Genomic DNA, 24,632 nt, shown 5'->3' on the forward strand with positions numbered 1-24,632 from the left:
CGGCCTTAGGACCGCACCAGGCGGGCGATGGCGTCGGTGGCCTCTTTGATCTTCGCTTCGGCCTCGGGGCCACCGGCGACCGCTGCGTCGACCACGCAGTGCGAGATGTGGTCCTCGAGCAGGCCCATCGCCACGGCCTGCAGCGCCTTGGTCATCGCCGAGACCTGGGTGAGGATGTCGATGCAGTATTTTTCCTCTTCGACCATGCGCTGCAGCCCGCGGGACTGGCCCTCGATGCGGCGCAGTCGCTTGAGGTAGTCGTCCTTGGCGGTGATGTAGCCGTGGCCCGTGTGCTCGCCGTCGGTCGCGGTGTCGGGGGTGGGTGTGCTCACCGGAGGTCTCCTCGCCTGCTGGGTAGCTCGCCTGGCGAACTAATACCCCCCTAGGGTACAGTTCCGCGGCGGAATTGTCAGATGCGCGGTCCCGGTGGTGCGTGCGGGTGTGGCGGACGGAAGAATCAGCGCCATGAGTTCGCTTCCCCGCCCCGCGCTCGCCGTCATCGGTGGCAGCGGTTTCTACGATTTCTTCGACAATGACGCGACGCACGTCGAGGTCGACACACCGTACGGCGCGCCGAGTGCGCCGATCGCGATCGGGGAGGTCGAAGGCCGCGCCGTCGCCTTCCTGCCGCGCCACGGCAAGCAGCACGAGTTCGCCCCGCACACCCTGCCCTACCAGGCCAATATGTGGGCGCTGCGTTCGCTCGGGGTGCGCCGGGTGTTCGCGCCGTGCGCGGTCGGCAGCCTGCGCGCCGATTGGGGTCCGGGAACCGTGGCGGTGCCGGATCAGCTCGTCGACCGGACCTCGGGTCGTCCGCAGACCTATTTCGACGGCGGTGGCGTGCACGTCTCCTTCGCCGACCCCTATTGCGACGATCTGCGCGCCGCCGCAGTGCGAGCGGGCCGCGACACCGACGCCGAGCACGACCAGGCAGGAACCTCGAGTGCGCTCCGGGTCGAGGATTCGGGCACGATGGTCGTCGTGCAGGGCCCGCGCTTCTCGACTCGCGCCGAGAGCCGCTGGTTCGCCGGGCAGGGCTGGGACCTGGTCAACATGACCGGCCACCCCGAAGCCGTCCTCGCCCGCGAACTCGAAATGTGCTACGCCGCAGTCGCTCTCGTCACCGATCTGGATGCCGGGCTCGAAGAGGGCGACGGTGTGCACGCGGTCGACGTGTTCGCCGAGTTCAAGAAGAACCTGGGCCCGTTCAAGGAGCTCATGCGTCGGGCGGTCACCGCGGTCGACGGCACCGACACCTGTGACCGCTGCCGCGTGCACGCCGGGGTCTCGCTGCCCTTCGAACTGCCCTGACCGCTACGGCGTCGAGGTGACCTGCACCTGAGCGAGCACGAACGTGGCTGCCGCGCCACCGCCGGGCAGCGGGGACACCTCGACGTCGACAGTGAGCCAGCCGCCGTCCTCGGCGGCCAGCCGCAACCCGGCCAGCCCGGCACGGGTGGCACCGGCCAGGATCTCGGCGCGCAGCGCGGCGATCCTGGGCCGGTCGTCGGGGTGCGGGACGGTCCGCTCGTCGACCCCGCGCCACGCCAGCCCCGGCACCGGCTCGCTGACCCAGCGCACCGTGCGCACCTGCGCGGTGTCGAGGATGACCAGATAGAGCCCGGCCTGGGTTTCGCGCAGCAGCTCGAGGGTGGCCGCCTCGAACGACTTGGGTTGCGGGGCAACGCTGTCGGTGACGTCGACGGTGACTCCCCGCCACTCGAACCGCTGCCCCTCCGTGCCGTTTCGCGCGGCGATCAGCACCGAACGCGGCCCGATCGCCGAATGCACGGTGGCGATACCCGACCACCGGCTGCCGGGATCCGAACGATGCAGTGCCCCGGCGAATTCCAGGCCGTGATCGAAACGCTCGACGAGCTGGAACGAATCGGCCGCGCTGTAATCGACTGGGTCATCGGCGAATTGAGGCCCGAGATCCGCGGGCCGGGTGCGCACGCGACGGTTGCGCGCATCGATCTGAAAGGGCGAGACATTGAGCGCGTCGGCGGGTGCGCCGGCGCCGACCCACACCTTCACCGCATGCGTCGAGGACCCCGGCCACACCACCGGCTCGGCCCGAAAGCGCAGCTCCGACCAAGGATTTCGCGACTTCGGCAGTACCTGCTCGATCGGCTGACCCGTCTCGTGCGTACCCGCGACCAGAGGTCGCAGCCGGGCCGGAATCGCCCGGTGGTACGACGCCCACTCACGTGGCGTGGTCCCCGTGGTCAGCATCGACCAGGTGTCCGGCTCGCCCAATGTCTCTACCAATTGCCACCGTCCAAGAATCACGTGACCCCCTTCGCTCCCCACGAGTACTTCACGACTGTGTCCCATCGTGCCTGATCGGAGTGAGCGCCAGATCAGGGGGCGTGGGTCGATAGGCTTGCGGCATGAACGCACCGTTGCGGTTGGAGATCATCGTCGCGAGCAACCGTCCCGACAGATTCGCGGACGTGCCCGCGGGTTGGCTGGTCACCGCGCTGCGCGAGCGGCCCGATTTCGAGGTGGGGGTGCTCGACCTACGCGAGCTCGGCCTGCCCGCCGATCTCACGGAATCACCTGCCACCGAAGGTTTTCGGGCCAGGTTGGCCACGGCCGACGCCATCATCGCGGTCACCTCCGAGTACAACCACGGCTACCCGGCCGCCCTGAAGACCGCGCTCGACAGTGCCAAGCACGAGTGGCGGGCCAAGCCGATCGGGTTCGTGTCCTACGGCGGGCTGTCGGGCGGATTGCGCGCGGTGGAGCAGTTGCGGCAGGTGGTCGCGGAACTGCACATGGTGTCGGTGCGCGAATCGGTGAGCTTCGCCCAGGCCAAACGACGCTTCGACAAGACCGGCATGACCGACGACGACGCCGCGATCGACGCCTGCGACCGCATGCTGAACCAATTGGCCTGGTGGGGAACGACTCTGCGCGCCGCCCGCACCGTAGAGCCCTATCCGGGCTGAGCGGTCAGGCGGAAGCCATCGCACGCTGCCCGCGCGGCTGACCGATGTAGGTCGCCTCGCGGGGGATCGACACCAGCGTGAGGTTCACCCTGGTCGTGCCCGTGCGTAGGACCACCCGGTTGCCGATCGCGCCGGGCTGGAAGATCTCCAAGTCGGGGCGTGAAGCAGGCCAGCCGTTGGGGTCACCGGTGAGGTAGATCGTGGTGACACCGGCGTGCGGGGCGGGCGCGAGCACACCGTCGACGACCGTCGCGGTGAAACCCGCGTCGGACTGGTGTGTTTCGACCGCGATGGTGAGACGCTCCGGATTGCCGACGGTGGTGACCAGCTGCTCCCAGGCCTGCGCCCGGTCGGTGCGCACCAGCACCCGCTCGCCGACGGCCAGCGCACGGAACACCAACTGCTGGGCCAGATACAGCTCACCCGCCACATACACCGTGGAGATACCGGTACCGACGATCCTGGTGGCGACGCCGTTGCCCTCGTCGTCGGAGCCGAGCAGCTGCCCGCAACCCGAGGACGGCAGGTGCAGCGCGCCGATGACGTCGATCGGGTACTCGATGGTCGGGATCGTGTCGTCGACACCGGGCACCGCGATCGGCAGGTGCGCGAGCAGCGCGTCGCGATGACGGCCGCGCATCGACACCATGCCCTTGGACTTGGTCTTCTCCGGCAGCTCCCGCGCCGTCAAACGCCAAGCGGCACCGACACTCACGGATTCGGCGTCGCTACCGGGACGCAGCCGCACGGCCACCGTGGTGCCCCGCGACGGCGCAACCCACAGCTGCGCGAGCAGATCCGAGCCGAGCTGCTTGGGATCCACTGCGGCGCCGATGTTCACGGCATTGCCGATCTCGGCGTACTTCCAGCGCTGCGTCAGCGTGCGCGGGTCCAGACCCGCGGTGATCTGCTGCACGGCCTTGCGGATTTCCGGCGCGGTGAGGATGCGCGCGTTGCAATCGGCGTCTTCGAGGGTGCGCATGATCCGCTGGGTGGCGATGGTGACCGAACGGGAAGCGCCGTCGGTGCCACCACCGCGACGAGCCGTCGCGTTCGGGCAGGCCACCGCGTCGAAACTGATCGCGAGCCAGACCGTGCGGTGCGCGGTGGCGGGCAGCGGGCCGAGCAGCGATTCGTAGATCGCGCCCGCGGGCGTGCCGGACCGGCTGCGGTGGCCGTGGCTGATGATGTCGATCCCGCTGAGCAGGATGTCGTGCTGATTGAGGCAGGCGGCCAGCTCGGGCAGCGGCAACAGGTGCGAGGCGTGCACGGCGGTGCGGGCGATGCGGGTGAGCCCACCACGCGGCGCGAGCACCTCGACGACGGTGACCACGCGACTGCCGTCCCAGTACAGGCCGAGCGAACGGCCGTCGGTGTCACGGAAGTCGACGGTGTCGCCGAGGGTGTACTCGCGCTTGCCGGAATACCTGCGGATCGTGGAGATCCAATCGAGGATCGTGCGCTTGCCGATCGGGATCAGCGGGATCAGCGCCACCGCGACCCCGATGCCGAGCGACGGCAGCGGATCGAGCCCGCAGATCATCGCGACAACCCCTGCGATCAGGCCGAGGACCTGCGCGGTGATCAGTTGCGACAACGTAATCCGACCGAACAGCGGGCGCGGTTGCGCGCCGGTGAACTCAGCCATTCGTTCCTCCCCCAGGTACCCGATTGTCGAGGCGACCGATGGCCGCATGCGAACATCTGCTGCCGGGAACTGTACTGTGTTGCCCGGACGAGAGCACTGTTCGGGGGAGGAACCATGCCTTCAAAACCCACAACGCGCTGGCAGGTCAGCGGATACCGCTTCCTGGTGCGGCGAATGGAGCACGCCCTGGTGCGCCGGGATGTGCGAATGCTGCACGACCCGATGCGCGCGCAGACGCGTGCCTACGTGGTCGGATTGGTGCTGGGCCTGGTGGTCCTGGCCGGCTGCGGCATCCTCGCGCTGTTGCGCCCACAGGACAAGATCGGCGACAGCAAGATCCTGATCGCCAAGGAATCCGGCGGCGTGTATGTGGTCGTCGAGAACGTCGTGCATCCCGCGCTGAACCTGGCTTCGGCCCGGTTGGCGGCCGGTGAGGCGTCGAAGGCGGCGATCGTCAAGGAGTCCGAACTCGGGAAGAAGCCGCGCGGTCAGCTGATCGGCATTCCCGGTGCGCCGTCGTCGATCCTGTACGACAAGGGCGGCAAGGGGCGGACCTGGACGGTGTGCGATCAGCTCAAGTCCGACGGCAGTGCTGATCTGACCACGTCGGTGCTGGCGGGTGACCCGAGTTTGGGTGCCAAGGCGTCGAAGGTCGAAGACGGCAAGGCCATGCTCGTGAAGGGCAAGGACGCGACCTATCTGGTCTACGACGGCAAGCGTGCTCGGGTGAAGATGGACGATCCGGCCGTCACCCACGCGCTCGGCGTCACTGGTTTGACCCCCCGTCCGATCAGCGAGGGACTGCTCAACGCGATTCCCGAAGTCCTGCCGATCATCACGCCGGTGATCGACAACCCCGGTGCCACACCGACTTACAACGTGAGCAGTCACAAGATCGGTGACGTGGTCCAGGTCTTCAACGAGTCCAACCAGAACTACGTGGTGCTCCAGGACGGACTGCAGCCGATCACGGCTGTGACCGCCCAGATCATTCGCAACTTCTACCCGACGACGATGCCCGGCACCACGATTCAGACCACCGACCGCACCTACGCGCCGACCGTGCAGAACCCGCTGAAGGTGCAGGACTACCCGCGCGACCGGCCCACGCTGATCACCGCCAAGGACCAGCCCGTCAGCTGCATGTCGTGGAAGCCGATCGCGGGCGCCACCGACAACGCCGATGCCACCGCGCGCGCCGAACTCACCCTGCTCACCGGCATCGACCTGCCGATCCCGGACAAGGCGAAGATGGTCGATCTCGCGCAGGCCGACGGCGCGGGTCCCAACGCGGACACCGTCTTCATCCCGCCGGCCTCTGGCGCCTACGTCCAGTCCACCGGCATCGAGCCGAACAGCCGTCGCAAGGACAGCCTGTTCTACATCGCCGACACCGGCGTCCGCTTCGGCATCAAGAACGGCGACGCGGTCAAGGCGCTCGGGCTGGAGGAAGTCAAGGCCGAACCGGCGCCGTGGCCGATCATCGGGCTGCTCGCGGGTGGGCCGACGATGGGTCGGGAAGAGGCGATGGTCGCGCACGACGGTGTCGCGCCGGATCCCTCGCCCGCCAAAAAGCCTGTGGCCGAGGTGAAGTGAGCTAGTCGGGCGGTGTGGTCGAGCGGAGTTCGGCGACCTCGGTCCGCAGGGCTTTGACCTCGTCGACCAGTTCGCGGAGCGTGGCCTCGGCGCGGTCGGTGGCATCGTCGACGGTCTTGAGCTGTTCGACGACCCAGCTGGTCATGGTGCCGATGGCGAACGAGATCAGGCCGATGCCCAAGGTCATCAGGATCAGCGAGACGAAGCGGCCCTCGGTGGTCACCGGGTAGACATCGCCGAACCCGACGGTGGTCACCGTGACCGCCGACCACCACAGCGCGTCGCCGAACGATTCGATCTTGCTGTCGGGTGCGCCGTATTCGGCGTCGAAGAACGCCAGGCTCGTCAGCAACAGGATCAGCACCGAGCTGGTGGCCACGAAGGTCACCAGCCGAGTGCGTGGATGCGTCGCCCGATTGAGCGCGTCGAGCAGCAGTAGGGAGGCTCGGAGTAGGCGCAGCGGCCGAAACGGCGGCACGAGGACGACCAGCAGGTCCAACGGATGCTTGCGTACGAACCGCACCCGGTCGCCGGACAGCCACAACCTGACCGCGAAATCGACCGCGAACACAGCCCAGATCGCGATATCCGCCCACAGCAGAGCGGCATCGAGCGTCGGTGACGCATCGGTGTCGAGCACCCGCCACGCGTACATGACGACGAACACCACCGCGAGCACGATCAACGGCAGATTGGTCGCACGCTCCCACCGCTGCCTGCGGGTAAGCGGTCGTTCGGTTGTATTCATACGGCTACCTGGGTAGATGGGTCCTCGGCCCCAGGACCGTACCCTGCTCTGTGGTCGAGCAGGTCAGAGATCGTCGGCTGACATCCCGAACTTTCGGCGGATCGGGAACGACGCCAGCACACCGAGGACCAGGATCAGGCCGATCGCGCCGGAACCGATCAGGGCCACATTGCGCGCGGTGTTATCGGGCGGCGGCGGCGGTGCGGGTACCGCGAGCTGCAGACTGCGGGCCGGACTTGCCTGCTTCGGCGGCAGTTCTCTCGGCACCTCGTTGGTCAGCGCCGCGACGGGATCGACTGCGCCGTAACCGATGTAGGGGTTCCAGCCCTCGGCCGGTGCGTGAGCGGTGGCCTGCAGTCGTTCGATGACCTGCTTGGCGGTCAGATCCGGGAACCGGTCGCGTACCAGCGCGGCGACACCGGCGACATATGGCGAGGCGAAACTCGTTCCGCTGTAAGCCATGTACTTGCCCTGGTTGTCGTACTTGCCGTCGGAGATGCCGGTGGTCCTGGCATCCAGGGACGTAATCCCTTCTCCCGGTGCGGCAATGCCGACCCACGGACCGGGCACGGTGAACGACGACGGGGCGCCGTTCGCGCCGATCGAGCCGACCGACAGAACGTACTCGTCGTACCAGGCGGGGTTGACGTAGGTGCGGATCGTGCTCCACAGATCCTGCGCGGGCTTGAGCGGGTCGGGTCCGGGATTGCCTGACTTGCAGGCACCGTCGGAGTTGCCAGCGGAGCTGACGATTACCGCGTCCTTCTCGACTGCCGCGTACTGCACCGCCGCGCCGAGCGCACGGAATGCCGGCTCGTTCGCCGGTGAACTCGTCGGGCAGGAAACCAGTGAGATGTTGATCACGCTCGCGCCGAAGTCGGCTGCACGTCGAACCGCACTGGCGAGCGAGGAAACCTTTCCGTAGCCGTCCGGGAAGTCATCGGGCGACTTGTTCCGTCCGGCGCCTTCGGCTTGGTAGAGCGTGCTGTTCTGGCGAATGCTGAGGATGCGGGCTTCCGGCGCCACACCGGAGAACCCTTGGCCATCGACCTGGGTCGCGCCGATGATCCCGGCCACGACCGTGCCGTGCACGTCACAGTCCTCGGTGCCGTCGCCGCCGGCGGCCACATAATCGCCGCCCGCCCACAGGTCGGGCAGACGAGGATGCGGTTGCACGCCGGTATCGATCACCGCGACGAGTTGCCCCGCGCCACGCGAGAATTGCCATGCGCGGTCCAGATCGAGCGAACGCTGGCTGGTCGGAATGACGGCGAGCGAATTGCTTGCTTGCGTCCGGAAACACAGGCCGTTGGCACCGCTGCCCTTTTCGGTCTTGTCCGGCGGCGCGGCTGGATCACCGGCGGGCAACATCCCGGGATCGATGGCAGGCGGCCGCTCGGCGTGAGCCGTGCCGTACAGCCCGAACCCGGCGTTCAGACCGACGACAAGAGCAACGGCCGTCAGTCGAAAGCCGAGCCTCACAGCCCGCGAACCAGCGAGTAGAGATCGGCGACCCAGAACACCAGCGGCAGCACCGCGGCGACGAACGCGTATTCGAGCAGTTCGACGGCCCGGCGCATCGGCGGAGTCGCGGACTGGTTCGGCAGGATCAAACCCATCACCAGCGCCGAGACCAGGATCACCAGCGCGGCGCCGAAAACGACCAGGGGCTGGCGCATTTCGAGTGCGACGCCGATCAGCATGATCAGCACGATCGCCGCACCACCCGCGATCAACACGATGGCCTGTTCGGCGCCCGCGTAGGTGCGGCTGCGGAACATCAGCACCACCGCGCACACCAGTGCCAGCGAGATGCCGGGCCAGTAGGGGTCCTCGGCACCGGCGTTGGTCGCCAGCAGCGCGCCGACGACGGTGACCAGCGTGGTCGCGCTGACCAGGCCCGCGAGGTAGTTACGGGCGCGCTCGGACCGTGCGCGCAGGGCATCGAGGGTCGGCAGGGCGCGGTGGTCGTCCGGGTCGTCCTCGGTGGGATCGATCGGGGTGCCGGGGGAGGGGACCGGCGGCAACGGCAGTTTCGCCAGCAGCATCGAAATACGCGGCGAGAGAGACAATCCGGCCAGACCGAGGGCCGCGACAACCGCGCCGATCGCCTTGACCGGCTGATCGGTGAGCAGCCCCACCAGCGCGGCGGGCACCCCGAACACCGAGACGGTCGCCGTACCGATGAACAGCGCCAGCCCGATGCCGGTGACCCGCCACGCGAGCACTGCGATGGCGCCGAGCAGCGCGAATCCGAGCAGCAGATGCGCCGCACCGTAATGATCGGGGACCAGCAGCAGACCCGCGGTGAACGCGGTCGGCAGCGCGCAGCCACCGAGTACCAGCGCGGCCGAGGTGTCGCGGTACATGCGGCTGAGCACCGTGCCCGCCACCACACACAGGATCGAGACGAACAGCGCCAGCGACCCGGATACCCAGAACGGCAACGCATCCGGCGCGGCCAACAGCCCGAAGCAACCGACCAGCATGGTGATCGCGGCGAGCACCGAACCGGTGATGCGAGCCGTCTTCGGCGTCCAGCTGCGGTAGTGCTCGGCATCGGCGACCGCGACGTTGTACATGATGTCGTCGAACAGTGGCGTCGGCGCCGCGTGCGAGGCGCTCTCCAGCATCAGCAGTTCGCCGTCACGCACGCCCTGCTCGCCCAGGCTCAGCGAGTTCGAGAACGGGGGGTGGCCGATGCGCGCGAGCACCCATTCGGCGGGCTCGTAGCGTTCGCCGTCGTTGTCGAAATCATTCGATCGACTGTGCTGGGCGACCATGTCGACCACGCTGGGAATGACCAGGGCAACCGGCACATCCACCGGGATCGCCATGTCGACCTGAGTGTGCTTGGCCAGGATGGTCACGCGGGCAAGGTCCGGCGCGCGAACGATGCCGCGTGCGGAGTCCTCTTCCACATGATGATCGAGTCGCGCGTGCGTCAAAACTCCCCCAGTTCCGTCTCTACCTCGTGTTTCCGCTCGACCGCTCTTAACGGTCGACAGTTTGCGGAACCCACCGTTCGGACAGCAGAATGCCTGACGAACCATACGACATGTCGGCGCCGACCTCTACACTGAGCCGCGACGACAGCTGAGCGAGTAGTCAAGCAGGGGGAGTCTTCGACCATGAGCACCGTCAGGTTCCAGCGCCGTGCCCGGCGCGAAATGCCGCGTACTCCGGGTGGCGAGGTCACCTTGCAGCCGCCGCCGGAGATCCCGCGGATCACCCCGGGCAGCCTGCTGATGAAGCTGATGCCCGTCGTGATGGTGGTCGGCATGGTCGGCATGATGGCGCTGATGTTCACCCAGGGCAGCGGCATGCTGTCCAACCCGATGTCGATGATGTTCCCGATGATGATGATCATGTCGATGGTCACCATGTTCGGCCAGGGCGGCGGCAAAGGGGCCAAGGCCGCGGAGGCCAACGAGGACCGCAAGGACTACCTGCGCTACCTCGATCAGGTCCGTAAAGATGTCGACGAGACCGCCAAGCAGCAGCGCGCCGCCGTCGAGTGGAGCCACCCCGAGCCCGGCCTGATCTGGATGCTCGCCGGCACCAGCCGGATGTGGGAGCGCCGCTCCGGCGACAAAGACTTCTGCCACGCGCGCATCGGCCTCGGCGGCCAGCGCCTCGCGACCCGGCTGGTGGCCCCCGAAACCGGCCCCGTCGAGGAACTCGAACCCATCGCCGCGGTCTCGCTGCGCCGCTTCGTGCGCGCGCATTCCACCGTCCCCGACCTGCCCACCGCCATCGCGGTGAAGGGCTTCGGCACCGTCGCTCTCGACGGCGACCGCGCCCAGGCGCGCGACATGACCCGCGCGATGTTGTTGCAGCTGTGCATGTTCCAGGCGCCCGACCAGGTGCTCGTCGCCGTGGTCTGTGGTCCCGACACCGCCCGCGAGTGGGAGTGGACCAAGTGGCTCCCGCACACCCAGCACCCCGATTCCCAAGACGGCATCGGCACCCAGCGCATGTTCTACGGCTCCATCCGCGAGGCGATGGCGGGCCTGCATCCGCTGCTGGGCAACCGGGTGCGCTACTCGCGTAACCAGCCCAACAACCCGAACATGGTGCACGTGGTGATCGTCGTCGACGGCGGCCTGCTCGAGGCCGAGGACGACCAGCTGCGCGAGTCCGGGTACGAGGGTGTCACCATCATCGACCTGTGCAATTACGCACCGCGCCTTGCCGTTTCGCGCGGCATCAAGATGGTCGTCGAAAACGGCGAGTGCCTCGGCCGCGGCGCCACCGGCAACCAGGAACGCTTCGCCACCATCGACCGCGTCAGCGCCGAACAGGCCCAGCAGCTCGCCCGCCGTCTAGCCCCCTACCGCGCGGCCACCCAGCGCAGCAGCGACGTCGAGACCGACGACTCCGAGGTGATCTCGACCTGGTCGCAGCTGATGAGCCTCGGCGACATCGGCACGTTCAGCCCCGCCAGCGCGTGGCGTCCCCGCTACGGCCGCGAACGTCTGCGCGTGCCGTTCGGCATCGGCGCCGACGGTGCCCCGGTGGAACTCGACATCAAGGAAGCCGCCGAGAACGGCATGGGCCCGCACGGCCTGTGCATCGGCGCGACCGGTTCCGGTAAGTCGGAATTCCTGCGCACCCTGGTGCTCAGCCTGCTCGCCACCCACTCGCCCGACCAGCTCAACCTGGTCCTCGTCGACTTCAAGGGTGGCGCGACCTTCCTCGGCCTCGACGGCGTCCCGCACGTCGCCGCGGTCATCACCAACCTCGAGGACGAAGCCGACCTCGTCGACCGTATGAAAGACGCCCTCGCCGGCGAGATGAATCGTCGTCAAGAGGTCTTGCGTCAGGCGGGCAACTTCGCCAACGTCTCCGAATACGAGAAGGCCCGCGCCGCCGGCGCCGACCTCGACCCGCTACCCGCCCTGTTCGTCGTGCTCGACGAGTTCTCCGAACTCCTCACCCAGCACCCCGACTTCGCCGAACTGTTCGTGATGATCGGCCGCCTCGGCCGCTCCTTGCAGGTCCACCTCCTGCTCGCCTCGCAGCGCCTCGAAGAAGGCAAGCTCAAGGGCCTGGAATCGCACCTGTCCTACCGCATCGGCCTGAAAACCTTCTCCGCCAACGAATCCCGCCAGGTCCTCGGCGTCCCCGACGCCTACAACCTGCCGAGCACCCCCGGCGGCGGCTACCTGAAGTCCGACTCCGGCGAGATCCAGCGCTTCCAAGCCTCCTACGTCTCCGGTCCGTATGTCGGCGGCGGCTCGGCCCGCGAGGTCACCAGCGCGGGCATCGTCGGCGGCGAAATCGACGTCAACGCACGGCCTTTCGCGGCCACCCACGTCGGCTTCCGTGCCGCCGACCGGGTTCCGCTGCCGGTCGAGGCCGAGTTCGAGCCGGAGCCCGTCGGCGACGAGAACGAGCAGATGTCGAACCTGGACATGCTGGTCTCGCGCATCCAGAGCTACGGCCAGGCACGCAAAGCTCACGAGATCTGGTTGCCGCCGCTCGACGAGGCACCGACTCTCGACCAGCTGATCCCACGTTCGATCCTCACGGGCGAGTACTCGGCAGCCGCGACGCTTCGCGCGCCGATCGGCATCGTCGACCGGCCCTACGACCAGCGCCGCGATCCGCTGATGCTCGATCTGTCCGGTTCGCGTGGCCACGTGGCGATCGTCGGAGGCCCCCAGTCGGGTAAGTCGACGGCACTGCGCTCGCTCGTGATGGCAATGTCGCTGACTCACACCGCTGAACAAGTGCAGTTCTACTGCCTCGATTTCGGTGGCGGAACCCTGTCCAGCCTGCAGGGATTGCCGCACGTCGGCTCGGTCGCCAGCCGGTTGGATCCTGACAAAGTGCGCCGGACGGTCGCGGAGATGTCTTCGCTCGTCCGTCAGCGCGAGCGTCGATTCCACCAGCTGGGAATCGAGTCCATGGTCGAGTACCGGCGCTTGCGGGCTATGGACCCGAACAGCAGTCCGGCCGCCGCTGGTGCCCATGAGGATCCTTACGGCGACGCGTTCCTCGTCATCGATGGTTTCGGAACCATCCGTCAGGACTACGAAGCAATCGAACAGCAGGTCACAAACCTTGCCCTGCAAGGTCTTTCGTATGGTGTCCACGTAGTCATCGGCCTTTCGCGCTGGATGGAAGCCCGTCCGGCATTGAAGGATCAGATCGGTACGCGCATCGAGCTCCGTCTCGGCGACCCGATGGACTCCGAGATCGGACGCAAGTTCGCCTCGCTTGTCCCGCAAGGTCGTCCGGGCCGAGGTATCACGCCCGACGCGCTGCACATGTTGGTGGCACTGCCACGTGTCGACGGCAGCTCCGACCCGGTCGATATCAGTACCGGAGTGGCACAGGCTGTCGAATTGATCGCGTCGCGCACTCCCGGCCGACCTGCCCCAGGCACCCGGACGCTACCGGATCAGTTCGACCGGGCCGATCTGCTCCGCGATATGCGCAATTGGCCCACCGAAATGGATCCGTCTCGGCCGTGCATGCATATACCGATCGGCGTAAACGAATCCGAGCTCGCGCCTGTCGTGCTCAACCTCGCGGATACTCCGCACTTCCTGGTTTTTGGTGACAGCGAATGCGGCAAGACCGCACTGCTGCGCAGTATCTGCCAGGGCTTGGCGGAATCCAATACGCCAGCGCAAGCGAAGATCATCCTGGGTGACTACCGCAGAACCCTGCTCGGCACAGTTGAAGGCGATCACCTGGCTGGCTACGCACCCTCGTCGGAGGTATTAACTCCCTTCATCCAGCAGGCCGCCGGGATCCTGAAGTCTCGTTTGCCCGGCGCGAACATCACCCAACAGGAGTTGCGTGCTCGTTCGTGGTGGACGGGCCCAGAGCTCTACGTCATCGTTGATGACTACGACCTGGTGGTGACGCCTTCGGGCAACCCGATTTCGCCGCTCGTCGAGTTCATTCCACATGCCAAAGACATCGGATTCCATCTGATCATCGCCCGCCGTTCCGGTGGTGCATCGCGTGCGATGTATGACCCCGTGCTCTCCCGAATGAAGGACGTGGGGTGCATCGGTCTGGTGATGAGCGGTAGCAGAGACGAGGGTCAGCTCTTCGGCACGGTGCGCGCCAGCGCGATGCCGCCCGGCCGAGGAACCCTGGTCACCAGGAACGCCGTCGATCTTGTGCAGTTGGCATGGACGCCGGCTTTGTGAACGACATAGATGTCGTGATCAGCGATGCGCGCATGTGGGCGCGCACCGCTACTCGGCACGCGGACGTCGTCGCTTCGGTGATGCCGGTCCAGAACGGGCTAGCCGTCGGTGTGCCCGTGGGGCCCACGCACCCTGCGGTGTACGCGTGGGCGATGGCCGACTCGGCGTGGATCGGGTTCATGCCCGCACCGGTGTCTGCCGCGGCCGCGATCGACGCGATGGTCGATGAGCTGTTCTCGGATCTACGCCCGTTAGCCGCGAGCCCGTCGATCTCTGTGGCGCATCCCAGTTCTTGGTCGTCGGTCCGGCGCGCGAGTATCGAGAACTCGCTTGGTCGGTACTCGAGTAATGTTGTACTGGAGCCTGTTTCCACGCGGATCGCCGCGCTGAGGCAGCCGCTTGCGACCTCCGAGTTGATCGTCGTCGTCGAAATCGAGCCCCTGGACGTCACTGTCAGCGCGGTCGGTCGATCCCGGGATCATGTCGTGCTCTCCGCTTGTGAGCGCGACCCGACGATGGGCGCGGACGAAGTGAGCGAGGCAGTCAGCGAACGCCTGGCCGCGATGATCCTTCGGGTCTTGGACGGCCATCGACCATCGACAGTGGTTGTGGTCGGACAACACGATGAGCGGTTGCTGGAACTCCTTCGCGCGTTCGTCGCAGAGTCCTGGAGCGTTCAGCAGCCCCTTGTCCAACCGATGGCTTTCACTGCTCTTCTCCGATCTTGGGCGGCAAGAGTCGACCAGGGTGTGTCCGCGGAAGCGCAGAGGCAGTCCGATTGGGTGGGCACACTGCGCGACCGCGCGGCAGCATCTGCTCCGTCTCCCTGGGGCGGTCCCGCAAAAATCGCGGCGGTAGCCGCAGTGATCCTGACCGTCCTCACCGTGGGCGTCGTCGTGATCGCGACCACCAGGGGCGGCGGCGCCGACGCAACAGCCACCGGCGAGACAACGACTCGGCTGCCAGAACCGACAACCTCCCTTCCGTCGTCATCACGATCGCCGGCCCCTTCACCGCACCACGCGATGGGCCGAGTCACCTTCGACGTTCCGCAAGACTGGCAGCTCGCGCCGGGTGCGACACCCGAACGAGCCACGCTGGTCCCGAAGTTAGCCGCTGCTGCCCGAATTACTGTGACGTACAACACTGTTGCGGATCGCTCCGGATATGATGAAGTGCTTAGGGACATCACGTCGCGAATAGATCGGGCAGAGCCCGGCCGGTTCGGTACGCCAGAACGTGACGTGGTGTTCGCTGGGCGCCGGGGGATCGGCTACCAAGAGCTCCCTGGCGACGGATCCGTCGTCAGGTGGTACGTCCTGCTCGATCATGGTGTCCAGACCAACGTTGGTTGCCAGCATGGATCGGAAGGATGGGGGACTGTCGGATCTGCGTGTGAGGAGGTCATGAGATCCGTCGCGATCACGCCGTAGACTCTGGAAAATTTTCTGGAAAATTACGGAACCGAACGCACTGCCCGTGCGTCTAACCAATATGAAGGGCTCAGATCGCCACCAGGGGGGTCTGGTCCACTGCTGGCCACGATGGATCGGTTCGCGCAGGGCGGACCGGGATGACAAAGGAGCTGATCATGCCATTCCAGGCAAATGCCGGCGAAATCTCAGATTTCGCCACCAAGGTTATGAAGCCGAAGCACGACGAGATCAACGCGATGATCCGCGCTTCCGAGGATCGGGCCAATGCGGTCGCGGAAAGTAACTCATTCAAAGGCTCCGCCGGTGGGGCGTTTCAGAATGTCATGCTCGAGTACCTCAAGTCGGCGCGCGCCCTCAATGAAGCATTGATGACCAATGCGGAAAACGTTGGGTCCGTCGCAGTGAAGATCGATGACCAGGAAGCGCGGGCCGCACAGGAGATGATGGCTGCCCCGCAGAAACTCAACATGTGACCACCAACTAACTCATTTACGAAGGGATTGGGCATACCATGGACTACGGCGAAATCAAATACAACTTTGAGGCCATCGACGATGCAGGAACCGGTCTGCAGAAGGACGCGCAAGATATTGCGACCGCTCTGCAGGATCTCGAAAACCTGTTCCAGGATTTCATCGTGAAGAGCTTTCCCGAGGGCGAAGGCTCGGGAGCGTTCTCTATCCTGCAAACGAAATGGTCAGGGCAGTCGGTCGAGCTGAACCAAGATCTCCAGGCGGTCGGTGCCAAGGTCGTTTCCGGTGGTCAGCACATGGCAGATACTGACAAAGCACTGGCCAAGTTTCTACTGAACGGGTAGTTGATCTACCTAACATGAGAAGGGGCCCGGATCAGTCCGGGCCCCTTCCCCATTCTATCGACACTGGGTGCGACTCGCGCATGCCAGGCTCGACGGAGGACCCGGCCTCCGCTGTCAGCCGGAGGGCCCAATTTGGCCGTCTTTAACGGCCTACGGCCAGGAGTTTGTACTGCGCGGCTGTCCGCTGCGCTAGGTCGAGAACATGCAGCGAAGTAACCCTCGCGACGTAGCGGTCGTACTGCACGTAGCAAATCGGCACGAAACGGTAAGAATTGACTGTCTTATCACGTGCTTCAAAACACTGTGCATTCGGTAGATGTGCCGGACTCTCGATGACTTTGTAATACTCCCGCTCAGGTTGAAGTAGCCCGGCCAAAAGCCGTTCCGCTGCGTCCGCGTCCGCTGCTCGGTACACACGCGTGTAGGCGTCGGTCGCGACGAAATCGACTTTGGCGTCGGCATATGCCGACGCCGCCGCTCGAGGGTTATTCTCTCGAGCCAAGGCGGCCTGTGCTGGCTCGACAGCACCCTCGGGCACTTCACTACTCCATTCGCCTTTGACGCTTGGTAGCGTGCGGCTCAGCATTTCATCTACGTCGATCGGTAGGTTCGCCATCTCGCTTATCGGCGTTGGTGTGTAATCCGCCAGCATCTCGATGGTCTTCTTGAAGGCCTTGGTGCTGAACGTGACTGCGGGTTCGGGATCCGGCGGTATGGTCATCGGATCTATGAAGGCGACGCCGATAACCATCGTCTTGTGCAACAGCCACGAATGGAGTTCACCATTGTGCCATGTAGTGAGGGCAGTGGAAAAATCAGGGATGTTTACGGATGTACCACTCTTGATGACACGCTGCGTATCGAAAATTCGGCGTACTGAATTCTCTGCTTTTGCAGAAGTCTCGTACTGTAGAACCTGGATGTAAGCACGGCGGCCCGCCGAACTGGCGAATCTGCGCTGCCCGGCAGTATCCCAACCTGCCAAGACTTCCTTGAAGATCTCCTTGCCGTCAGCTTTCTCGATTCCGATTATGGATCCGGGTAGTGACGAGGTCGCCCGCGGTTCGTAAGCACCGTAAGCAAATTCGAAACTGGGATCGATATCGTACGGGATCGGTACGTGGGCGGCCAGGCGAACCGCCTCGATCGCTTGACCGCTGGCATCGACCTTGGCCGTGTTCGGGTCGCGGGGTGCGGACGGGAAGCTTCCGGTTTCGAGTTTGCTCAGGTCTACGCCTGGTTTTGGGGCTTGGCTTTCTGAATCAGCGCTGCATGCCGTCGTCATGGTGATAGCAATGATGGCGGTGGCGCAGATGAGGTGGCTAAGGACTCGCATTGATCTCACTCGCTCTTCGCCAGGACGGCATACTGAGCAGCCGCGCGCTCGTAGAGGGTTGGGTCGACTTTTCCGGCCAATTTTTGCGGGGCGACTACTACGCCGACATAACGCCCGTGGACAACGGCGCACATTGCCTGGTAGTGGCGGATCTCATCTACTTCGTAGAGGCGGATACACCGAGTATCGGCGAGACCTGGTGGAGATTCTATCCTCTCGTCATTGTGGCCGAGAGTCACCAACGCAGATTGCAGATGGAATGCCGAAGCCAAGTCTTTTGTTCGGTACACAACGGAGTACCGCCTGCCGACCAGATCGACGCCGCTCTCGGCGAAGGCTGCCTTCATCAGAGCCTGGTTGCGCTCGAACGCTAGTTCGCCTGCAGGCGAGTAGGCGTGGAAATCGAGTTCGCTCGTGAATGGGTCGCTGTAGGTCGGCGATTTGGGCAGTGCCCTGCGCATGATTCCATCCGGATCGATGGGCGTATCGAGAATATCTTCCAGGGGCGTTGGCTTTAGCTGATCGAGTTTGGCCAGCTGATCCGCGACACCCTTCTCGAGGGTTTTGGTGACTGAGGTCTGATCGGGCTGAGATGCACCATAGTTTATTAACGTGACATAGGGGCCTCGGGTGGCCACAGCGATCGCCGACAAATCGTCCTTTATGGATGCCTTGATATCGGGATGTCCGTCGAGCCTCACCGGTCGGCGACTTTCTTCGCCCTCGTAGCTTATCCGATCCATCTGTTCGGCCGCCGCCCGTGCGGCCTGATCGGTCGGGAACCTGTATATTGCAGCTATCAGCTTCTGGGGGGTACGTTTGTTTCCGTCTGTGCGAGCGAAGTAAGTTCCAGCGATCAACTTATTGTCAGCCATCACAGGCCGGTACTTCTCTGGAAGGGCGGGTGTCTTGAACGGGCCGCCAGGATCGGCATAGGTCTCGACGGCAAGAGCGACTGTGAGGTCTGGATCCACATCGGTGGCGGTTACCATAAAGTTGAGCATGCGGTTCGCTTCGATGAGTCGAACATCCGCGGGCTTGGCCGTGTCTGGCAGCTCATATTGTGTCGGCTCAGCTGAATAGCCGCCGAGATTAAGCCTTTCCAGATTAACCGGCGTCATGCTCGGGACGGGGTTGCCAACAACTGTGCCCGATGAGCATCCAGTGAGAGCTACTCCGCCTGCCGTAGCCAGAACGAGTAGACTTCTTCGTAAGTCCATCAATCCCCCGCTATCTATCTGATGTTTCTGGTGTGAATGCGTGAGCTACTTGATGGCCCTCGAAATCGCGGGGACCATCTTTTCCAAGAGAATGGCTTGAGATTGGCTGCTCCAGACCTGGAAGGCCTGGACTGTAGACGGATCGTCGATGACGACGACCTTGCCGCTGCCGCTGGTCAATGAGTAGGGCAGTCCGCGGAAGCCGCCGTTGCCGGCTTGGCTGTCAGTGCGGAGGATGAGGATGACGTCAGTGTTGTTCTTTACGTTGTAGTCACCGACAGACAACGCGCGCGGTGACTTCTCTTCGCCCACCGCTTTGAATTCAGAGTTGTAGTCGAAATCCAAGTCACGCAAGAACTTCCACTGGTCGCTCGGGTTGAGAACAGCGGAGAGTGTGGAATTACCGAAGTTGTATGCGGTGATGGTTTTTCCGCTGAACTCGGGGTGCTCGGAGCGGGCCTGTGCCATGGCGTCGCCGCCGCCGGAGCCCCCATCCGGCCTGGTCAGAACGAACACTCCGGTTCCGACCAATGCGGCAACAACGAGGGTGATCAGGCCGGTCAGCAGCAGCTTTCGGGTTCGCTTGGGTCGGTACGGGGTGGGGTTGCGTGAGGTGATGACGTCGTGTTCAGAGACTCCGCCACCGGGACCGACGTAGGCCGCTACCGGGCGACTCGGGTCGGTGCCCCACTGGGTGGGTCTGACCACGTCGGTAGCTGCAGTTACGGGCGAGGCCGTTGGCATGCTCGATGCGGTGTAGAAACCCTGGGAGGCAGGTGCCTGCATGGAGGCGCCGAACAGTGCGGCGTGCGCATCCTGGACGAACTCGCGACAGGTGGCGTAGCGATGAGCCGGGTCCTTGGCCATGACCTTGGCGATGACGCGGTCGATGGTAGGCGGGAGGTCCGGGCGTATTGCGGTGACGCGGGGCGGCGGTTCGTGCAGGTGGCCCATCATGACCATGGCCGAAACTGTTGCGGGGTAGGGATTCTGGCCGGTGAGCAGCTTGTAGAGCGAGCAGCCCAGGCTGTAGATGTCGGCGCGGTGGTCGACTTTGCTGCCCATCAACTGCTCAGGGGGAGCGTAGGCGATCGTGGCCATGATATTGCCGGTGGCGGTCAGCTCTTGGCGGTCGTCGGCGGACTTGGCGACACCGAAATCGGTGAGCAGGACGCGTTCCTCGTCGCCGTCCTCGGCCGCGGCGATCATGAAGTTGGCGGGCTTGATATCGCGGTGGAGCAGGCCGCGGCGGTGCGCGTAGTCCAGGCCCTTGCCGACTTCGCCGATGATGCGCAGGGCGCGATGTGTCGGCATGACGGACGGACCCTTGGCGACCTCGGCCGAGGCGTCGGTGCCGTCGACGTACTGCATCGCGATCCAGAGCTGACCGTCCTCGTCGCCGCGGTTGTACACCGCGACGATGTTGGGATGGTCAAGGGCTGCGGCGAGATTGGCTTCGCGTTCGAAACGGCCGCGGAACTCGGGGTCGGTGGAGAGATCGCCGCTGAGCACCTTGAGGGCGTCGCGGCGGGGCAGGCTCGGGTTCTGGGCGAGGTAGACGGTGCCCATGCCACCGGCACCGAGCACCTTGATCACTCGGTAGCCACCAACAATTGCGCCGGGCCGCAAGGCCATTCGCGTCTCCTCTATCTTTCGCGCGCCCCGCAGTGCACGTGCCAACCAGGGCAATCTAACAGGTGCTGCGTTACCGCACCGTGCGCGCGGTCATCCGTTGAATCCGTTCAGCAGCTTGTACTGGGCTGAGATTCGTTGGTGCACATCCTGCAGCGACTTACTGGACGTGCTGATGACGTATCGGCCGAATGTGCCTACGCATTGCGGTTTCTCCAGGAAGGCGGACTTCGCCGCGGGATTCACCGCGAAGCACCGGAAGCTGGGCAGGTTCGGTGGGCTGTCTGCCTTGACGTAGTTCGTGTTCTCGCTGGTCTGGCTTTCGGACCAGGCTTGGAAGCGAGTCGCGGCATTCTCGTCCCGGGCGCGGAACACGGTCGCGGCATCGAACGCCAGGTAGTCGATGCCTGCGTCGGCGTAGGCGGCGCGGGCGGATTCGGACTTCTTCTCGAAGTGAAGCGCGGCCTGCGCGGGGTACACAGCAGAGGGGCTGGTGCCACTTTCGGAGCGCGAGGTGACTTCCGCAGGCAGAACGTGGCTCAGCAATCCCTCGGTGTCGAGGGGGAGTTTGCTGATCTCGCTCAAGGGAGTCGGCGTGTACGAGCGGAGCATCTCTAGATGTTTGTCGAAGAACCGTTGTGCGACAACGGCATCCGAATCAGCGTCGTAAGGAAGACCCAGCCAGTCGGTGACCTGGATGAACAGCAACATGTCCCCGCGGGCGAGCCAGGCGCGCAGGTTCTGAAATGGCAGGTTCTGAGTGTTGTGCTCGACCTTGGCCGGCACGTTCGGGTATCCCGGAATCGTACGTGCCGGTCCTGGGGCGCGATTGGACAGTTCGGTCGCGGCGAAGGCGGCCTGGTCGGGCGTTTCGAAGCGAATGCTCATGGTCGCGGTTTCCCGGCCGCCGTTGGATACCTCCCGGCGGCTCGACGAGCTTTCCCATCCTGCGACCAATCCCGGGATCACAGCATTGAAATCCTTGTAATCGATTCCTACACCGGAGAACGATGGCGGCTCGATGGGGGTGAGATGGCGATGACGGGAGTGGTTTCCCGTCCCGAAGACGAAGCGCGGATCGTATTGGACAGCAACAGGGGTCGCGGCACCGATGCGGATCGACTCGCGTTGGGCACCCGATGTCGGTTTCCGGGTGGCTTCCACATCGACCGGCGTGGTCGGGTAGTTGCCGGAGTCAAGCGTTGTGATGTCGATCTTCGGGGCCGGCGGCGCCGTCGCTGCCTCGGTGTCGTCGCCGCACGCGCTCAGCAGAAGTCCGAGCGCCACAAATGCGCTGCTCACGCGAAGTTTTCGCATATCTCTACTCGCTCTTCTTCAGGATCGCGTACTGCGCGGCGGTTCGCTCCTGCAGTGTCGGGTCGGTCTGCAGTCCCGTCTTGGACAGCGATGCCATCGACATCACCACGGCTACATACCGGTCATAGACGAGTACACAGAATCCGTTGAAGTTGCGGTTCTTGTCCTCCTCGGCCAGCCGGACGCATTGCGCGTCGGCGATGCCGGGGGGCGGGTCGAGAACGCTGTCGTCTTTACCGCGCTTGGCCAGGGCTGTCTGCAGGAGAAAGGCGGATTCGACGTCGCGGGTCCGGTACACCGTGCTGTAGCGACGTCCGATCAGGTCGACACCGGCCGCTTCGTACGCCTTGCGAACTTCGAGCGGATTGCGTTCGTAGTGCAGCATCGCCGACGGCAGGAGGGTACCGAAGTCCTCTTGGAGAAAACTCATGCCGTACGGGTCACCTGCCGGGGACTTGTCCATGGTCCGCCGCACGATTCCGTCGGGGTCGCGGGGCAGGTCCATCAGCTCGTCGGGCGCGATCACCTTGAAGGCATCCAGCGCGGGGATCTGCAGGTCCATCGACTGCTTGATCTTCGCCGCCAGCCCGGTCGCATCGGGTGTCGGCTGGGCGATGGAGTTGACGATCACGAAAGGGCCGTGCTGCTGAAAAGCATTGACGCCCATGTCATCTGCGCTGGAGCCGTTGGCGTCGCGATAGCCCGGGATGGTCACCGGGTGGCGAGGGCGTTCGCCTGCCATGTTGACCTGATACATGGCGGCGGCGGCGTTCTTGGCATCCTGGTCGGTGGCGAACTGCAGCACGCCGACCATCATCATCTCGAGATTTCGAACGGTGCCGTTCGTTCGGACTTCGGTAACCCCGACCACCAGGTTGTTCTTGAATACGGCATCTGTGAACTGCGCGGGAAGACTGCCCGTCTTCGTCATCGCGCTTTCGTTCGAGAAGATCCTCGTGTAGCCGAGTTCCTTCAAAGAGGGGAGCACATCGTTGGGGTGCACAAGGGTGCTCAGCAGCCGACGGCCCTCGATCAATCGGATTCTGTCCGAGACTCCCGACGAGAAACTGTCGACGAACGGTGTGGGTTCGACGACCTGGGCGCCTGTCTTGAGCGCGGTCACATCCACCGGTGTCAGTCCCGGCTTCGCCTGACCGGAAATCGGTGCGGCACAACCTGAACCGGCAACAAGTACAGCGAGTAGTCCGGCCACCCGCAGAGTGTTCTTCATCGCGGAATTCCTCATTGGGCCGTCAGCAGAATGTATTGGGCGGTCGCCTGTTGATGCAGGTCTTGCAGGTTCTTGTTGCGGGCCTGCACGACGTATCTGTCGACGTGCATGAAACAGATGTGGTCGGACGTTTTGGTCTCGCCCTGCGACTCGTACGTGTTGGCGAAACACTTGACCGGCGACGTCAGCTTCGACGGAGCCTGCACTTCCTTCATGTCCTTGTCCGGCTCGATCAGCCCTTGGTACATGCCGTTCGCACCGGCGGCCGTCGCCGACCGGAAGACGACCGTATTGCCGAAACTGACCAGCTCGATGCCGTATTCAGCGAAGTCCGCGAGGATCCCGGGCGATGGATCCTGGTACAAGCTGAGCGCGACACGGCCGGTGGAGTAGCCGTCGGGCTGCTCACGCACCGGAGATGCGGGATCGGACGGCAGTGTTAGGCCGAGCTGGCCCGTCGGGTCGAGCGGAATGCGCTCGAGCTTGTCCGAGGGGGTCGGCTCGAACTTGTCCAGCAACGGGATCTGCACGGCGAGCGCCTGCTCGACCTGCCTGGTCAGCGATCCCAGATCGGGGGCGCTGGTCTCGTCGTCGATCTTCATGAAGATGACGTAGCGGTCGTGCACGGTCCACGAACCGATCGACGACACCGACGGGCGCCAGTGCGCGAATGTGTTGGGGTACTTGGTGATCGGTACCTTGACGTTTTCGGTGTTGAAGGTGAAGTCGTCGTTTTCCAGCGTCGGACCGACCGACTCCGCGGTCTTCGCATCGGGGAACATCAGCACCGAGAGGTGGAGCTTGCGCATCTTGTCCTCGGCGTTGGGCGCGGTGGCCCACGAGTTCAGCCAGCCCGCGACGAGATCCTCGGCCACTTCGTCGAAGGTGTCGTTGACGATGAGCCCGCCGAGACCCTTCCGATTCAGCACGATCTGCGCGCTCGGGACGAACGACTCGAATCGGTAGTCGCGGACATACGCCGGGTCGATCTCGAACGGCACCGCGACAAAGTCGCCGAGGCGCTGGGCTTCCCAGGCACGGCCCTGGGTCAAGCTCTTGGCGTTGCCGACCACGCGTGGCTTGGTCTGGTAGTTGCCGAAGTCGAGATCTGACGTCTCCGGCGCGACCCGAGTCGCGGACCCGGCTACCTGTCCGCCGCAGCCGACAACTGTGGCAGCGACAACGGCGGCGACAGTTGCCTGAACGGCGACCCGGGTAATAGATACCCCACGGTTGAGCCTCACGCCTCCCCCTCCAACTAGCACTTCGATCCGATCGTGAGCTCGTGGGCCCACCACTTCCCCGGTGATCTGGTTCGCGGGCATCGTAGCGCACCCCTCACCCGACGATCTCGTCGAACAGCGTTACGCGCGCGGCCTCGACAGAAGTTGTCACAGCAGTCGGCTGCCCAATTGTTCGTAACACTTTCGCGGGCGATCGGTCCGACTACCGCAGCAAATCGTCACCCCCGGCCAGCCTTGTATCGGTGGCGAGATTGCGGAGGAAGAACTCCGGAATTGCGGAA

Annotated in this window: 19 protein-coding genes; 7 read left to right on the plus strand and 12 right to left on the minus strand. The window is 64.7% G+C overall.

Annotation, left to right across the window (positions count from 1 at the left end; genetic code table 11):
• Nucleotides 1–5: 5 nt before the first annotated feature.
• A complete protein-coding gene (locus ACFWUP_RS18145; protein ID WP_379235625.1) occupies nucleotides 6–332 on the minus strand; it encodes a metal-sensitive transcriptional regulator in 327 nt (108 codons plus the stop codon).
• 133 nt (nucleotides 333–465) lie between these two features.
• Between ACFWUP_RS18145 and ACFWUP_RS18150 the strand changes: the two genes are divergently transcribed.
• Nucleotides 466–1,311 (plus strand): S-methyl-5'-thioadenosine phosphorylase, encoded by an 846-nt coding sequence (locus tag ACFWUP_RS18150; RefSeq protein WP_379235627.1) that lies wholly within the window; start codon nucleotides 466–468, stop codon nucleotides 1,309–1,311.
• A 3-nt stretch (nucleotides 1,312–1,314) separates the two neighbouring features.
• Here ACFWUP_RS18150 and ACFWUP_RS18155 read toward each other — a convergent pair whose 3' ends face one another.
• Nucleotides 1,315–2,292 (minus strand): GAF domain-containing protein, encoded by a 978-nt coding sequence (locus tag ACFWUP_RS18155; RefSeq protein ID WP_379235629.1) that lies wholly within the window; start codon nucleotides 2,290–2,292, stop codon nucleotides 1,315–1,317.
• Nucleotides 2,293–2,393: 101 nt separating this feature from the next.
• On the opposite strand from ACFWUP_RS18155, the gene ACFWUP_RS18160 reads away from it, so the two are divergent.
• The gene (locus tag ACFWUP_RS18160; protein ID WP_379235631.1) at nucleotides 2,394–2,954 is read left to right on the plus strand and encodes an NADPH-dependent FMN reductase; all 561 of its coding nucleotides are present in this window, start codon (nucleotides 2,394–2,396) and stop codon (nucleotides 2,952–2,954) included.
• A 4-nt stretch (nucleotides 2,955–2,958) separates the two neighbouring features.
• Here ACFWUP_RS18160 and eccE read toward each other — a convergent pair whose 3' ends face one another.
• On the minus strand, nucleotides 2,959–4,602 hold the full coding sequence (gene eccE / locus ACFWUP_RS18165; RefSeq protein ID WP_379235633.1) for a type VII secretion protein EccE: 1,644 nt from the start codon (nucleotides 4,600–4,602) through the stop codon (nucleotides 2,959–2,961).
• A 114-nt stretch (nucleotides 4,603–4,716) separates the two neighbouring features.
• Here eccE and eccB point away from each other — a divergent pair, with 114 nt between their 5' ends.
• Nucleotides 4,717–6,198: a type VII secretion protein EccB gene (gene eccB, locus ACFWUP_RS18170; RefSeq protein ID WP_379235635.1), complete on the plus strand. Its 1,482-nt coding sequence runs from the start codon at nucleotides 4,717–4,719 to the stop codon at nucleotides 6,196–6,198.
• Nucleotide 6,199: 1 nt separating this feature from the next.
• Here eccB and ACFWUP_RS18175 read toward each other — a convergent pair whose 3' ends face one another.
• From ACFWUP_RS18175 to eccD, 3 genes are all read right to left on the minus strand, one after another.
• Nucleotides 6,200–6,946, minus strand: a complete 747-nt coding sequence (locus ACFWUP_RS18175; protein ID WP_379235637.1) for a potassium channel family protein — start codon at nucleotides 6,944–6,946, stop codon at nucleotides 6,200–6,202.
• A 63-nt stretch (nucleotides 6,947–7,009) separates the two neighbouring features.
• Complete coding sequence (gene mycP / locus ACFWUP_RS18180) at nucleotides 7,010–8,428, minus strand: type VII secretion-associated serine protease mycosin (protein WP_379235639.1); 1,419 nt, start codon at nucleotides 8,426–8,428, stop codon at nucleotides 7,010–7,012.
• Nucleotides 8,425–9,894, minus strand: coding sequence for a type VII secretion integral membrane protein EccD (gene eccD, locus ACFWUP_RS18185; RefSeq protein WP_379235641.1), 1,470 nt, complete (start codon nucleotides 9,892–9,894; stop codon nucleotides 8,425–8,427). Before eccD ends, mycP begins: the two co-directional genes overlap by 4 nt.
• A 183-nt stretch (nucleotides 9,895–10,077) precedes the next feature.
• Between eccD and eccCa the strand changes: the two genes are divergently transcribed.
• The 4 genes from eccCa to ACFWUP_RS18205 all read left to right on the plus strand — a co-directional run bounded on the left by eccCa (nucleotide 10,078) and on the right by ACFWUP_RS18205 (nucleotide 16,371).
• Nucleotides 10,078–14,118 carry a type VII secretion protein EccCa gene (gene eccCa / locus ACFWUP_RS18190; protein ID WP_379235643.1) on the plus strand — a complete coding sequence of 1,347 codons (4,041 nt, stop codon included), beginning with the start codon at nucleotides 10,078–10,080 and terminating at the stop codon, nucleotides 14,116–14,118.
• Nucleotides 14,100–15,551, plus strand: coding sequence for a type VII secretion-associated protein (locus ACFWUP_RS18195; protein ID WP_379235645.1), 1,452 nt, complete (start codon nucleotides 14,100–14,102; stop codon nucleotides 15,549–15,551). The genes eccCa and ACFWUP_RS18195 overlap by 19 nt, the downstream gene beginning before the upstream one ends.
• 140 nt (nucleotides 15,552–15,691) lie before the next feature.
• Nucleotides 15,692–16,027, plus strand: a complete 336-nt coding sequence (locus ACFWUP_RS18200) for a WXG100 family type VII secretion target (RefSeq protein ID WP_379235647.1) — start codon at nucleotides 15,692–15,694, stop codon at nucleotides 16,025–16,027.
• 38 nt (nucleotides 16,028–16,065) lie between these two features.
• Nucleotides 16,066–16,371 (plus strand): WXG100 family type VII secretion target, encoded by a 306-nt coding sequence (locus tag ACFWUP_RS18205; protein ID WP_379235649.1) that lies wholly within the window; start codon nucleotides 16,066–16,068, stop codon nucleotides 16,369–16,371.
• Nucleotides 16,372–16,513: 142 nt separating this feature from the next.
• Here ACFWUP_RS18205 and ACFWUP_RS18210 read toward each other — a convergent pair whose 3' ends face one another.
• The 6 genes from ACFWUP_RS18210 to ACFWUP_RS18235 all read right to left on the minus strand — a co-directional run bounded on the left by ACFWUP_RS18210 (nucleotide 16,514) and on the right by ACFWUP_RS18235 (nucleotide 24,351).
• Nucleotides 16,514–17,707, minus strand: coding sequence for a hypothetical protein (locus tag ACFWUP_RS18210; RefSeq protein ID WP_379235651.1), 1,194 nt, complete (start codon nucleotides 17,705–17,707; stop codon nucleotides 16,514–16,516).
• Nucleotides 17,708–17,712: 5 nt separating this feature from the next.
• Nucleotides 17,713–18,828, minus strand: a complete 1,116-nt coding sequence (locus ACFWUP_RS18215; protein WP_379235653.1) for a hypothetical protein — start codon at nucleotides 18,826–18,828, stop codon at nucleotides 17,713–17,715.
• A 144-nt stretch (nucleotides 18,829–18,972) separates the two neighbouring features.
• Entirely contained in the window at nucleotides 18,973–20,562 is a 1,590-nt protein-coding gene (locus ACFWUP_RS18220; RefSeq protein WP_379235655.1) for a serine/threonine-protein kinase, read from the minus strand.
• A gap of 90 nt (nucleotides 20,563–20,652) precedes the next feature.
• On the minus strand, nucleotides 20,653–21,861 hold the full coding sequence (locus tag ACFWUP_RS18225) for a hypothetical protein (protein ID WP_379235657.1): 1,209 nt from the start codon (nucleotides 21,859–21,861) through the stop codon (nucleotides 20,653–20,655).
• Between the two features lie 19 nt (nucleotides 21,862–21,880).
• Nucleotides 21,881–23,107, minus strand: a complete 1,227-nt coding sequence (locus ACFWUP_RS18230) for a hypothetical protein (RefSeq protein ID WP_379235659.1) — start codon at nucleotides 23,105–23,107, stop codon at nucleotides 21,881–21,883.
• An 11-nt stretch (nucleotides 23,108–23,118) separates the two neighbouring features.
• A complete protein-coding gene (locus tag ACFWUP_RS18235; protein ID WP_379235661.1) occupies nucleotides 23,119–24,351 on the minus strand; it encodes a hypothetical protein in 1,233 nt (410 codons plus the stop codon).
• Nucleotides 24,352–24,632: the final 281 nt, after the last annotated feature.

Source organism: Nocardia sp. NPDC058658, assembly GCF_042716665.1.
GTDB lineage: Bacteria > Actinomycetota > Actinomycetes > Mycobacteriales > Mycobacteriaceae > Nocardia.